Consider the following 13737-nt stretch of genomic DNA (forward strand, 5'->3'; position numbering starts at 1 on the left):
GTCGCTCGCCGGTTTACGTTCGGTAAAATGCACCGGACGGGATTTGAACCCGTGCCATGAGCTTGGAAGGCTCAGGTCCTGCCACTAGACCACCGGTGCGCATCTCACTCGGACACACGATATGTGCATTCGAGCGTACTCCCGAATTGTGCACCCCGGCTTAAGGGTGTTACTGTTTTCGTCCGCTAACTTCGGCGTAGCAGTTGCCACTCGAAACGCGCACGTCGTCCGGCAGCAACGCGCTGTCGGCCAGATCGTCGCGGAACTCCTCCGGCGAGTAGATGTGATAGAATCGAGGCACCGTCTCGCCGCCGGGGAGCGTCCAATCGACCGTCGTATCGAACCCTTCCTCCTGTTCGAATCGGTCGTGGGCCGTGCTCCAGGCACTCACCAGTGCGGTGCCTTCCGCGCCAAGCACCCGCGCCAACTCGTTCAGACTCTCGACGCGAGCCTCGCGCGTGGGAAGATGGTGAAGTGTCGCCACGTACACCGCGAGGTCGATGGAGTCGTCAGTGAGGGGCAGGCGGGCTGCATCGCACTGCACCAGTTCGACTTCGTAATCTCTCTCGCGTGCGCGTGCGAGAGCTTCCGCGAGCAGTCCTGCGCTCACGTCCGCGCCCACGACGCGCTGTGCGTGCGCGGTGAGCACCTCCGCGTGGCGTCCGTTGCCACAGCCGAGGTCGAGCGCGGTGTCCACTCGTCGTCCGTCGAGGTACGTTTCGACTTCGGGCCAGGCGTACTCCCGCGTCTGGGCGAAGTGGGCCGCGATGCGGTCGTAGGTCGCCCGCACGTCGCGGCTGGTCGGCTCCATATCGGAACTCTCGCGTCGGACGCCAAATGTCCTGCGGGAACGGACGAACGGCAGACGTACACGGTGTCGAACTACGGCGCAAGAAAGCGGAACCGAGCTACGGGAGCACGAGGAATATCACGTAGGCGATGGTGAACAGGATGGTTGCGTGTTTCGCGCCGTCTTGCACGCTCCCTTCACCCATCTGTCCCGCGACGAATCCGGAGAAGATCGCCTGCGAGAGTGCGGTATGGAAGAACACGATCTCGTAGGCACTGATATCGACCGACGCGATGTCGGCGATGCCGCCGACGCCGACCGGGCCACCCGTGCCCGCGTCCGTGGCTGGCAGGTTCTCCAGCACGGGGATGAGGATGCTGTTCAGCGATCCGATGATGACGAGAAAGACGAGAAACGAGAGGTAGATGATGACGAGATAGGTCGCCATCTCCTGACGGAGCTGGCGTTTCAGTCGCCGACTCGCCTGTGCGTCGTCCGCTGCGATACGGAGGATGCGACCGATGGCGCCGCTCGCGTGCATCGCGTTCGTCACGAGCGTCACGACACGGGTGACGGTCGGTGTGTCGACCCGGTCTTCGAACCGCCGGAGGGCCGTCGCCGCGTCGGTTCCCCACTCGATGTCGCGCCACGTGCGCTGGAGTTCCGTGTTGAGCACCCCGAGGTCGCTGTTGGCGACGCGACCGAAACTCTCGACGACCGTCATCCCCGCCTTGTTGACGCTGGCGAGTCGGTCGAGCAAGTCCGGAATCGCGGCTTCGATGGCGGCGAGTCGACGCCGTTTCACCTCCCGGACAGCGGCGAACGTCGCCAGGACGAGCAGGATGGCCTGTGCCACTACGTCGTCCGCCGCCGCGACCGTGGCGGTTCCAGCCACGATTTCGGGGCCGAGACGAGCCACGACAGAGAGGAGTGCGAGGGGTATCGTCAGGTAAAGCAGTGTGACCGGATTCTCGCGTACCGTGCGGAAGGGGTTGGCGAGTGCGTTCCTGACGTCTCGGAACTGGTCGTATGCCGCCAGTCGCTCGGTGTTCGTCGTGAACCCGCCGTCGCTCACGGCTCGTCCCGCATCCGGGTCTGCCGCCCGGCGAACGCTGGGGAGACTCCCTTCAACTATCTCCTGGTCGTCTCGGGAGATGCGCAGCGACTCCGTGATGCTGTCGAGGTAGACGACGAAACCGGCGTTTCCGAGGGGGATGAGCACGTAGGCCATCAGTGAGATGAATTCGAGCGTGCTTGCCACACCCATCAGCCCGATGACGACGAGGATGGTGATGAAGAGGAGCGGGCCGACGACGAACAGCGAGACGTACCCTTCGGCGAGCGTCGCCAGCAGTTCGAGAAACGCCTCCTGTTCTGCTTTCGCGTCCTGTTGGTAGCGTTCGTACTGGTCGTGGAGGTACGACGGAAGGCTCTGACCGCTCTGGAGAACGCTCGCCAGATTCTCGCCGAACTCCTCGAACTTCTCGCTGGGTGACTGGCGTGACATCTGGCGGATGGCCGTCAGCATGTCGAGACCGAACAGATCCATCGCCTTCACCCCGACCGAGATCTCCTCTGCAGCCTCTCCGTACACGTCCTGATTCTGTGCCAACGTCCGCATGATCTCGGGAAACGCCATTCCACTCCGTGAGAGCGCGTAGATGAACGCGACGGTTCGCGCGAGGCTAGCGTCGATCTTTCGAGCGCGGGCGTTTCCACGATACGAGAGCGTCTCCCAGCGATACCAGTAGACCGTCACGCCACCGAGCAGTCCGACCGTCGCGCTGCTGAACAGCAGGAGGACGAACAGCTCCCCCGGTGAGAGGCTGGGAACCGAAAGGAGGTTCGACAGAAAATCGAGTCGAGTGGGAAGCGTTTCCCGAACCGTCTCAGGCGATATGGACAGCACGGCCAGCACCAGCCCGACGAGATAGACGCCGAGAATGCTCCCCGACACCGCCGCCAGCGTGGCATACACCCACGTCTTCGAGGCGTACAGTCGGTAGGTCTCACCGACGTGCGCGGCACGCAGGAGATCGCTTCGCTTCGACCGTCGCCTGCCCTGGGTTTGAAGATAGGTTCCGAATACCTGCAACGCGATTCGCGTGACGATTCGGTAGGCCGTCTTGCTTACGGGCGAAAACGCGACAGGGATGAGCAAAAGGAGGGCGACGACGAGTGGAACGAAGTTCAGTAGCCCCATCAGTCGAACTCCGATACGTCGCTGTCGGTGTTTCGCTCGACTTTCGCCACGACGCGCTCGGGGTCGGCGTAATACTCGTTCACCATCGCGGTGAACCGACGATAATCGGTCACGTCGTTCTCACGGAGATACTGCAGGACGAGTTTTCTGTCACGCAGTTCCGAGAGGAGTTCCGACCGCGACCAGCCGTGATTCTCTTGAATCTCGTCCAGCACGTCGCTGTCGCGTTTGCGGACGGTGTCGGTCGCGGCGTCCCATTTGAAAGCGGTCGTGTAGTCTAGGTCGCCAGTTCGCTGGTCGATACCGGTTATCTCTGCGACCGTTCGGTTTCGACGAACGCGCTCCTCCCCGACGTAGGTGAGCGTCTGGATAGAGAGGATATCGAGCGACTGGATCATCGCTCGCGGCACGTTGATGGGTTCGTTTTCGAGCCGGTTGATGACCGTCTGGACGCTGTCGGCGTGCATCGTGGAGTAGGTCGTGTGCCCCGTGTTCATCGCCTGGAACAGCGTCATCGCCTCCTGTCCGCGCACCTCGCCCACCGCGATGTACTCGGGCCGATGGCGCAGTGCGGAGCGAAGCAGGTCGTACATCGTGATGTCTGCGCCTTCGTCCAGTCGGTCGCGGGTCACCGACGAGAGCCAGTTGTCGTGATACAGTGTCAGCTCTCGGGTGTCCTCGATGGTAAGTACCTTCGAGCGCGGCGGGATGAACATCGAGATGGCGTTCATCGAAGTGGTCTTCCCGGACGCTGTCCCGCCCGCGAAGATGAGCGATTTGTTGTTCTCGATAGCGAGCCAGAGGTAAGCCATCTGATCTAAGCTGAAGGTACCGTAGTTCACCAGATCGACCGGCGTGGACGGTTCGTCGGCGTACTTCCGGATGGTGAACGCCGACCCGCGCGGCGTGACCTCCTGACCGAGGGCGAGTTCCGCACGACTGCCGTCCGGCAGGGTCGCTTCGACGACGGGTTCGCCGACGCTGACGTGCTGGCCCGACTGCTGGGCGAGTCGGACGACGAGACTGTCGAGTTCGTGTTCAGCGTAGACGATGTTCGTCTCGATGTCGTTGTACTCGTCGTGATAGACGAAGATGGGCAGGTCGTACCCGTCACAGGAGATATCCTCGATGTGCGGGTCGTGCATGAGCGGATCGAGTTTGCCGAATCCGCGAAACGCCCGGAAGAGATAGTAGAAGAGTCGGTAGTAGCTGGCTGCGTCGACTTCGACGCCGTACACCTCCAGCAGTTCGCGCAGTTCGTCACGGAGGACGCCTTCCGCGGTTTTGCCACCCATCTCACGGCGGTAGATGAGCGACTCCCGCAGGTCGGAGAACAGTCGGTCGAGTAGTTCGGTTTCGAACTCGTCCAGCTCCGGTTCGACCACGTAGTAGAGGTGTTCGTTCGCGTCCGCGTCGTAGTTGATGGAGATGAACGTGAACGGCGCGTTCATCCAGTATCGTTCAATTTCGCGGTAGCCCGGAACCCCCGTGAAGGTGATGAGTGAGCCGTGCTCGTCGGGGTCGTAGTCACCGACCGATATCGTCGAGCCGCGAAGCATCTCGGCAGTCCGGCGGATCGTTCGCCGAAACTCTCGGACGCGGACGGTCAGTTCGTCTAGTTCCAGACTCGACATGTGTTGTAACCGTCAATCGGGCATGGTTGTCGTGGGATGATAGGAGTTACCCATCATCCTCTGCGTGACAGGTTGGTTTCGTCACACTCATTGGAGTAGGAGTACTTAAAACAATGGCTGGATAGTTTCAGTGCAGATACGAACGTCGATTTATTGCCAAAACGATAGTGAACGTTCGTCCGAGGGGCGACACGTTCGGTTTCCGATGTGCTGTCGTGTGCGTTACGTTCATGAGACGCGAGAACGTAGATGGGCCTACGGAATGAGGCGCGACTATTTCACACTAGAGGTCGAAAATATCGACTGGGTCGAAGCGGATGGAACGCCCCGTAAACCGACGGTAATCATCGATTTCGAGGGGCCGTCATCGACACTTCGTGAACGCCTCACTGGACTCGACGACGAACTGCTCGACGCCAACGAGACGGACGTGACCTTCCGTCTACAGGCTGACATCGACGATCCCGACGCGACGGGCGTGGTGAGCGTGACGAATCGAACGACGGGAGATTTCATCCTCGAACTCAACGAGGACGCGGCGGACGTCATCAGATTCATCAAAGCTGCCCGCGCGTACGGAAGCGAGACAGACGATACGGAGGGTCGGTATCACGTCGATATCGCCATCAACGGTGACCACGTGGTCTCCTACGAAAAAGCGACATTCCTCATCTACAACAGCGACGGCAACCTCCTCCGCCAACACAGTCTCATTCCGAGCGGTGTCGAGCTTTGATCCTGCTTTTTGGACTTAGAACCACGGATTGATGACGTTCGCGGATACTGCGACGAGGTAGAGTCCGGCGAGTGCTGCGAGAACGATGATGAGTCCGATGAGATAATCGAACAGACCGGATGGTGTCGTCAGTTTTGGCACGTTCATGTCAGTCACTACGATGGTCTGTAGCATATCGTTGTTGGGAGTACGAGTCGGGAATCGCGTGAATCTAAGTATCCAGGAGCAAACGAACTCGTATGGACTTGTTCGGAACCGCGGGTATCCGCGGCAACGTCGTCGAGCGGGTGACGCCCGAGCTCGCACTCGCGGTCGGGCGGGCCGCGGGACGACCGGGTGAAGAGTTTGTCGTAGCCCGCGATGGGCGCGAAACGGGAACCGCGCTCGCTGCCGCCATGGAGGCTGGACTGGAAAGTGCCGGGGCGGACGTCCGTCGCATCGGCAAACTGCCGACCCCCGGACTGGCGTTCGCATCACAGGGACGTCGCGGCGTCATGCTCACGGCGAGCCACAACCCGCCGACCGACAACGGTATCAAACTGTTCGAGGATGGAGTGGAGTACGACCGCACCGCCGAGCGAGAGGTGGAATCACTCGTCGCGGAAGACTCACCACCGCTCCCGTGGGACGAGTGGGGGACGGGAACGAGCGAGGACGTACTCGAAGACTATCGAAACGCCGTCATCGAGTACGCACGAGGTCACGGCGCACCCCTGGATGGGATTCGTATCGCCGTCGACTGTGGAAACGGGATGGGCGGTCTCGCCACGCCGCAGGTGCTCCGCGCGCTGGGTGCCCGTGTCGTCACGCTCAACGCGAACGTCGATGGCCACTTCCCCGGTCGCCCGAGCAAACCGACACCGGATACGCTGACGGACTTGCTCTCGTTCGTCGCCACAGACGACTTCGCCTTTGGCCTCGCCCACGACGGCGACGCAGACCGGATCGTCCTCGTCAACGGTGACGGTGAAGTCGTCCACGAAGACACCGTCGTGGCCATCCTCGCCGAACAGTACGTACAAGAGAGCGAGGCCCAAGACCCGGTCGTCGTGACGACGCCGAACGCCTCGGCGCGGATCGACGAACGTGTTCGAGAGGCGGGGGGCCGTGTCGAGCGCGTTCGACTCGGCGCACTCCACGAGGGCATCACATCGGCACTCGAAGCGAGTGATGACGACACCGAGGTCGTGTTCGCTGCCGAACCGTGGAAACACATCCACACCCAGTTCGGCGGGTGGATAGACGGCGTCGTCAGCGCGGCAGTGCTCGCTCGACTTGTCGCCGACGTGGGTTCCGTCGAAACACTCCGGGGTGCGGTGACCGAGCGCCCGTATCGAAAAGTGAGCGTCGACTGTCCGGACGATGCAAAGGCGGGCGCGATGGAACGGCTAGAGACAGCGATTCCGGAGCGACTCTCAGACGCGACAGTTCGAACCGAGTACGGTGTCAGGGCCGAACTACCGGACGGGTCGTGGATTCTCGTCCGACCGAGTGGGACGGAACCGTATATCAGGATCTACGCCGAAAGTGAAGACGTGGCAACACTGGTCGCCGACACCGAAAATGTCGTAGCAGAAGCGGTGTCAGATTCCAGGAATTAGTTCGCAATATAAGTAGATTCCCTATTTTTCGCCGTTACAGTAGCGAAGCGGTGCGTTTATGAGGAACAATTGGGGTGAACTATACATAGATGACGAACATTGACAAACAGAGGCGGCGACTCGTAAAAACCGGCGGTGCACTCGGTATCGGCGGTCTCGCGGGATGTCTCAGTGGTGTTCCAGGTTCCGGTGGCGACAAGACGAACGTCGGCATGGTGTACGCCCTCGGCGGCAAGGGTGACAACTCGTTCAACGACATGGCGTTCAAGGGTGCCCAGAAGGCCAAAAACGAGATGAGCGTCTCCCTCTCCGAGGTCGAACCGGAGGACGCGAGCCAGTTCCAGACGCTACAGCGAAAGTTCGCGTCGTCGAAGAGTCCCAACTACGACCTCATCTGCTGCATCGGGTTCGTACAGACTGACGCGCTCAAGAAGACGGCGAAGAACTTCCCGAAGCAGAACTTCATGCTGGTCGACAGCGCGGTCGAGAAGGACAACGTCGCCAACTACGTGTTCAAAGAACAACAGGGATCGTTCCAGGTCGGTCACCTCGCAGGACTGCTGACGACGAGCGACTTCAGTGAGGGCGGCGGTTCGACCAACGGCGACAAGGTGGTCGGCTTCGTCGGCGGTAAGAAGAACCCGCTCATCAAGAAGTTCGAGGCCGGATTCATGGCTGGCGCGAAGCACGCCGACAGCAGTATCAAGATCAAGTCGGCGTACGCGGGCTCGTGGAGCGACATCCAGCGCGGGAAGGAGATTGCCCTCTCGATGTACGACGAGGGTGCAGATGTCGTCTATCACGCCGCAGGTGGCACCGGAAACGGCGTGTTCAAGGCGGCCAAGCAGAAGAAACGCTACGCCATCGGCGTGGACTCGGATCAGTCCAAGAGCGCAAAATCCTACGCGGACTGGATCGTCGCCAGCATGGTCAAACACGTTGACACGGCTGTCTACAACTCCGTGAAGAACGTTGCCAACGACAGCTTCGAGGGCGGACAGACGCACGCCCTCGGCCTGCAGAAAGACGGCGTCGAGGCCGTCATCGGGCAGAGCTTCAAAGGGAAACTCCCGAAGGAGATCACCTCGAAGCTAGAGGAATCGAAGAAAGCCATCACCAACGGCGACATCTCGGTTCCGACTGACCCGAAGAACGTCTAATCGCACACCCTGATCTGACGTGACTCCCAGACGGTGCTGTCGACGGCGGTCGGCACACACAGTCGTCGAACTACCGAATCTGGTAGACGGCGGCGGGGAGAGGTAAATACACCGTCTGACGAACGTCGCGTCGTCATACATAAATGAGTACTCCTACTGTACATCTCGATGGAATCACGAAGCGGTTTCCCGGAGTCGTCGCTAACGACGACGTCGATCTCGTCGTCGAGCACGGCACTGTTCACGCGCTCCTCGGCGAAAACGGCGCAGGGAAGACCACGCTGATGAACGTCCTCTACGGACTGTACCGCCCCGAGGAGGGAACGGTTCGAGTGAACGGCGACGCTCGCAGGTTCGAATCACCTCGGGACGCGATCGATGTCGGCATCGGCATGATACACCAGCACTTCATGCTCGTCGATCCGATGACCGTCACCGAGAATATCGTGCTCGGCAACGAGCCGCGAAAATGGGGCGGGCTGGCGGTCGACCATCAACGTGCCCGTGAGCAGGTGGTCGATCTGAGCGAGCGATACGGTTTCGACGTCGACCCCGATGCGAACATCGAGTCCGTCGGCGTCGGCGTCCAGCAACGTGTGGAGATCCTGAAAGCACTGTATCGCGGGGCCGACGTGCTCATCCTGGACGAGCCGACCGCGGTGCTCACGCCCCAGGAGGTCGAGGATCTTTTCGCCGTCTTCGAGGAGTTGACCGACCAGGGCAAGACGATTATCTTCATCACGCACAAACTCGGCGAGGCGATGCACGCCGCTGACGATATCACCGTCCTCCGTGACGGCAAGAACATCGGCAGCGTAGACGCCGCCGCCGCGACCCGCGAGGAACTGGCGGAGATGATGGTCGGTCGGGAAGTCATCCTCGAAGCGGACAAAGCACCTCAGACTCCCGGTGACGTCGTCCTCTCGGTCGACGATATCGGAATCACCGACGAGGCTGGCATCGAGCGCGTTTCGGGCGTGAGCTTCGACGTGCGCGAAGGCGAGGTGTTCGGCATCGCGGGCGTGGACGGCAACGGGCAGAACGAGCTGATCGAAGCGATCACGGGGATGCGGAAACCCAACGCTGGTCAGGTCGTCTTCGACGGCGAAGACGTGACCCGCCGTTCACGCCACGAACACATCGAAGGTGGGATCGCGTACATCCCCGAAGACCGCCAGGAGCGAGGGCTCGTCATGGACTTCGACCTCGTCGAGAACAGCTTGCTCGGCAGCCAACACAGCGAACCCTACGCCAAGCGCGGCAGCATCGACTGGGAGACGACCCGAGAACACGCAGAGGATCTCGTAGCGGAGTACGACGTGCGCCCGAGAAACGCGGACGCCGAGGCACACTCGCTGTCCGGCGGCAACCAGCAGAAGTTCGTCGTCGGACGGGAGTTCAACCGCGATCCGTCACTGGTCGTCGCTTCACATCCGACACGTGGGGTGGACATCGGCAGCATCGAGTTCATCCACGACCGTCTACTGGATCTGCGACAGGAGGGGAAGGCCATCCTACTCGTTTCCTCGAAACTCGACGAAGTGCAACAGCTCTCCGACCGCCTGGGTGTCGTCCACGATGGCGAATTGGTCGACGTGGTCGACCCCGACACGGTCACCGAGGAACAGCTCGGGTTGCTGATGGCAGGTGAGGAGCCGGACTCGGTGCCGCGGATGGCGGCGCGTGCAGCAGACGGTGGTATGCCCGCCGGAGGTGATCGTCGATGAGCGGTGGGCTGCGAGGTCGGGTGCGAGCCGGACTCGAACGGCTCGTCGGTGCGTCGGCCCTCGAACGACTGGCACTGAGTGTGGCAGCGCTGTTCGCGGCGTTGCTGGTCGGTGCTGTGTTGCTCGTGGCGTCCGGTTACAACCCGTTGCTCGTGTACCTCTATCTGTTCATCGGCGCGATCGGAACGCCGTTCAACATCGCACTCACACTCCAGCAGATGACCCTGCTTTTGCTCACCGGGCTGGCGGTTGCGGTTTCGTTCCGGGCCGGTCTGTTCAATATCGGTACGCAGGGGCAGCTCGTGCTCGGCTCACTGGCGACGGCGCTGACCGTTCTCTACGTTGCACCTCTGGTTCCGACCGGAATCGTCGGTGCTATCGTCCTCATCCCGCTCGGACTGCTGGCAGGAGCGGTAGCGGGTGGCGTGTATGGAGCGATTCCGGGTGCGCTGAAGGCGTACGCCGACGCCAACGAGGTCATCACCACGATCATGCTCAACTTCATCGCCTCCGGTATCGCATTCTATCTCGTCAACAACTACTTCCGGGTGAGTTCGACGGTCGCTACCGAGAGCGTCCCTGGCTATGCAATGCTCAAACCGCTCCTGTTCCACCCGAGTTCGAGCTTCTCACTGCTCGTCTTCTTCGGAGGGCTGGCACTCGCGGTCGGCGTCTATCACCTGTTCAAGAACACCTCCTTTGGCTACGACCTGCGAACCAGCGGCATCCAGCCGGAAGCCGCATCGTACGCCGGAGTGAACGCGAAGCGGATGGCTGTGACGAGTATGACGCTCTCGGGGGCCATCGGTGGGATCGCCGGGGCGATCTTCGTGCTGATGGTCGAAGGCCGATACATCAATCCGCCGGCGCTCGGCTTCGACGGTATCACCGTCTCCATTCTCGCGGGGAACAACCCGCTCGCGGTGATCCCGGCCGCGTTCCTGTTCGGTGTCTTGAAAAGCGGCGGTCTCACGGTCGGCTTCCAGACGGACGTTCCGCCGCAACTCATCGGCGTACTTCGCGGGCTTATCATCCTGTTCGTCGCCATGCCGGAGTTTTTCCGCATGCTCGGCGGTCGACTCGGGGTTGCAAAGCGCGAGCGCGTCGCCGCGGATGGTGGCGAACCAACTGGAACCGACGGCGATGAAGGAGGTGACGACGATGCGTAGGAAACAGAGCCTGCTCACCGCACTCGCGGCGCTGGTCGTGGTCGTCGCGCTCGTCGTGGAAGTGTTCTTCCCGGCGAGCCCGGTCGCGGCGGTCATCGGTATCATCGACGCCGGATACCTCAGTGCGTCGCTCCGGGTGACCGTCCCCATCGCTTTCGCAGCACTGGGTGGTATCTTCGCCGAGAAGAGCGGCGTCATCAACATCGGTCTCGAAGGGCTGCTCATCATCGCTGCCTTCACCGGCATCGCCGTCAGTGGCTCGTCGACTGGCTTCGTCTCGCCATCGACTGCCGCGTGGCTCGGCTTCCTGTCGGCGATCGCCGTCAGCACGCTGTTCGCGTTGCTATTCGCGATCGTCACCATCGACCTGAAAGCCGACCAGATCATCGCAGGGCTGGCGGTATGGCTCATCGCACTCGGACTCGCGCCGTTCGCCAGTCGGATCATCTGGGGGAGCACCACCAGCGATACGGTGCCGTCGATGTCGAACTGGGTGGTACCCGGGCTGGTCGAGATACCGGTGATCGGGCCGGTGTTCTTCGACGCCAACCCGACCGTGTACATGCTCCTGATCGCCGTGCCGCTGTCGTGGTACGTGCTCCGCGGGACACCGTTCGGGCGTTGGGTGCGCGCCAGTGGCGAGAACCCGCAGGCGCTGGACACCGCCGGTGTGGACGTCCGCCGAGTTCGCTATGCGAGCGTCCTGTTGTCGGGTATCCTCTGCGGTATCGGCGGTGCCGGACTCTCCCTGTCGCTGGGGCAGTTCATCGGCAGCGGCGCGACCATGGTGGATGGCCGGGGTTGGATCGGCATCACGGCGTATCTGTTCGGGAACTACAACCCGATCGGCGCGTTCGGCGCGTCACTGCTGTTCGCGGCGCTCTCGGCACTGGAGATACGTCTCCAGACCCTCGGATTCGCTGTCTCGCAGACTCTCGTCCGCCTCGTGCCGTACGTCGTGGTCATCGTCGTCCTCGCGCTGGTCGGTCGTACCCGGACGCCGGACGCGGCAGGCGACCACTACGAATCCGGCGAAGAGTGAGGTAGTGGTCGGTCGGTCACCACGATCGTGGTTCTTTTTCTGTACCGTGTTTCGGTCGTCCTCTGGAACGCGATCGGCGTCGTCAACTCGCATCGGCGTTCGAAGACGAACAGCCAGACGACCGAAACGAGTAGGTGGTGAAACACGGCGAATCTGGTTCCGTACTGGTATAATAAACGTTCGGCGCGGGCGCGAGCGACGCTTGCGCCGCGCCCGCGCGAGGAGCGGAATTCGTGTTGTGGTCCCAGATGGAGATTCGTGTTGTCCTGGTCGATGATGACCCCCGTTTCCCCGGTGGACGAAGGGCGAACGAACGTAGTGAGCGAGGGCTTCGTCACGAGCCACGTCCGCGTTTTATTTGAACCACCGTCACACACCTTTCTCGTATGGACGAACTCGTCGAGCAGGCACGCGAGGTACAGGATCGCGCACACGTCCCTTACTCGGACTACCCGGTCGGTGCGGCACTCAGAGCCACTGACGGGACGGTGTACGTCGGCTGTAACATCGAGAACGCGAACTACAGCAACTCGTTGCACGCCGAGGAGGTGGCCATCGCAGAGGCCATCAAGTCGGGCCATCGGGAGTTCGACAGACTCGCCGTCAGCTCCGCCCGACGCGACGGTGTGACTCCCTGCGGAATGTGCCGCCAGACGCTCGCGGAATTCTGCGACGACGACCTCGCGGTCGTCTGCGACGAGGGTGACGACGTGACCGAGTACACCCTTGGCGAGTTGCTACCGAACACGATCTCAGAAGAGATGCTCGGCTGAGTGAACCGGACGCGACGCGAAGCACCTATTTTTCCCCCGCCAGACGTGACAGGTATGGACGATAGCGAAGACCCGAATGCGGACGTACAGTACCACATCGAGGTCGGCGAGGGAGACGTTGCCGACGCCGTCCTGCTGCCGGGGAACCCCGAGCGCGTCGAGAAGATTACGCAGTTCTGGGACTCGGCCGAAGAGGTCGCCTTCCACCGCGAGTACCGAACCGTGACCGGCACCTATGACGAGACGCCGATCAGCGTTACGTCCACGGGAATCGGGAGTCCGTCTGCCGCGATCGCGGTCGAGGAACTGGCGCGAATCGGCGCGGAGACGTTCATCCGCGTCGGGTCGTGTGGTGCGATCCAACCCGACATGAACGTGGGCGACCTCGTCATCACGACCGGTGGTGTCAGACAGGAGGGGACGAGCGACGAATACGTCCGCAAAGACTACCCCGCAGTCGCGGATTACGAAGTGGTCGCCGCGCTCGTCGCTGCCGCAGAGCGACTCGACTACGACTATCATACCGGCATCACGATGAGCGCGGACAGCTTTTACGCTGGACAGGGCCGTCCGGGATTCGAAGGCTTCCTCGCGGAGGGGGGCGACGAATTAGTCTCCCACCTGAAGAATGCGAACGTGAAGAACATCGAGATGGAAGCGAGCGCGATACTGACCATCGCAAACGTCTACGGTCTGCGTGCGGGTGCGGTCTGCTCGGTATACGCCAATCGCGAGACAGGAGAGTTCCGAACGGAGGGCGAGCATCGCGCCGCCGAAACCGCCAGCCTGGCGGTGAAGCTCCTCGCCGAGATGGACGAACTGAAAGCCAAAGCGGGCGTCGAACGCTGGCATCCGGGGCTCTCGCTCGACTGAGCAGTCACCGGTCGACGATGCCCTGTCGA

12 protein-coding genes and 1 tRNA gene are annotated in these 13737 nt (G+C 61.7%); 8 read left to right on the forward strand and 5 right to left on the reverse strand.

The features are described from left to right. Positions 1–28 precede the first annotated feature (28 nt). The 4 genes from ACR3FE_RS06855 to ACR3FE_RS06870 all read right to left on the reverse strand — a co-directional run bounded on the left by ACR3FE_RS06855 (position 29) and on the right by ACR3FE_RS06870 (position 4627). Positions 29–99: transfer RNA gene (locus tag ACR3FE_RS06855), tRNA-Gly, on the reverse strand. A 70-nt stretch (positions 100–169) separates the two neighbouring features. Then, a complete protein-coding gene (locus tag ACR3FE_RS06860) occupies positions 170–811 on the reverse strand; it encodes a class I SAM-dependent methyltransferase (protein ID WP_458206335.1) in 642 nt (213 codons plus the stop codon). Between the two features lie 97 nt (positions 812–908). Beyond that, entirely contained in the window at positions 909–2993 is a 2085-nt protein-coding gene (locus ACR3FE_RS06865; RefSeq protein WP_458206336.1) for a type II secretion system F family protein, read from the reverse strand. Further along, positions 2993–4627, reverse strand: a complete 1635-nt coding sequence (locus ACR3FE_RS06870; protein WP_458206337.1) for a type II/IV secretion system ATPase subunit — start codon at positions 4625–4627, stop codon at positions 2993–2995. Before ACR3FE_RS06870 ends, ACR3FE_RS06865 begins: the two co-directional genes overlap by 1 nt. A 262-nt stretch (positions 4628–4889) precedes the next feature. Between ACR3FE_RS06870 and ACR3FE_RS06875 the strand changes: the two genes are divergently transcribed. Further along, complete coding sequence (locus ACR3FE_RS06875; RefSeq protein WP_458206338.1) at positions 4890–5363, forward strand: DUF5793 family protein; 474 nt, start codon at positions 4890–4892, stop codon at positions 5361–5363. Between the two features lie 15 nt (positions 5364–5378). On the opposite strand, the gene ACR3FE_RS06880 is transcribed toward ACR3FE_RS06875, so the two are convergent. After that, positions 5379–5510: a hypothetical protein gene (locus tag ACR3FE_RS06880; RefSeq protein ID WP_458206339.1), complete on the reverse strand. Its 132-nt coding sequence runs from the start codon at positions 5508–5510 to the stop codon at positions 5379–5381. 92 nt (positions 5511–5602) lie between these two features. On the opposite strand from ACR3FE_RS06880, the gene ACR3FE_RS06885 reads away from it, so the two are divergent. From ACR3FE_RS06885 to ACR3FE_RS06915, 7 genes are all read left to right on the forward strand, one after another. After that, complete coding sequence (locus ACR3FE_RS06885) at positions 5603–6964, forward strand: phosphopentomutase/phosphoglucosamine mutase (protein ID WP_458206340.1); 1362 nt, start codon at positions 5603–5605, stop codon at positions 6962–6964. Between the two features lie 89 nt (positions 6965–7053). Then, complete coding sequence (locus ACR3FE_RS06890; protein WP_458206341.1) at positions 7054–8124, forward strand: BMP family lipoprotein; 1071 nt, start codon at positions 7054–7056, stop codon at positions 8122–8124. Between the two features lie 143 nt (positions 8125–8267). Next, the gene (locus ACR3FE_RS06895) at positions 8268–9851 is read left to right on the forward strand and encodes an ABC transporter ATP-binding protein (RefSeq protein WP_458206342.1); all 1584 of its coding nucleotides are present in this window, start codon (positions 8268–8270) and stop codon (positions 9849–9851) included. Beyond that, positions 9848–11020, forward strand: a complete 1173-nt coding sequence (locus ACR3FE_RS06900; RefSeq protein ID WP_458206343.1) for an ABC transporter permease — start codon at positions 9848–9850, stop codon at positions 11018–11020. Before ACR3FE_RS06895 ends, ACR3FE_RS06900 begins: the two co-directional genes overlap by 4 nt. Then, positions 11013–12062 carry an ABC transporter permease gene (locus ACR3FE_RS06905; RefSeq protein ID WP_458206344.1) on the forward strand — a complete coding sequence of 350 codons (1050 nt, stop codon included), beginning with the start codon at positions 11013–11015 and terminating at the stop codon, positions 12060–12062. The genes ACR3FE_RS06900 and ACR3FE_RS06905 overlap by 8 nt, the downstream gene beginning before the upstream one ends. Positions 12063–12448: 386 nt before the next feature. After that, entirely contained in the window at positions 12449–12835 is a 387-nt protein-coding gene (gene cdd, locus ACR3FE_RS06910; protein WP_458206345.1) for a cytidine deaminase, read from the forward strand. Positions 12836–12889: 54 nt separating this feature from the next. After that, positions 12890–13708, forward strand: coding sequence for a nucleoside phosphorylase (locus ACR3FE_RS06915; protein ID WP_458206346.1), 819 nt, complete (start codon positions 12890–12892; stop codon positions 13706–13708). Positions 13709–13737 lie beyond the last annotated feature (29 nt).

This window comes from Haladaptatus rarus (genome assembly GCF_054177585.1).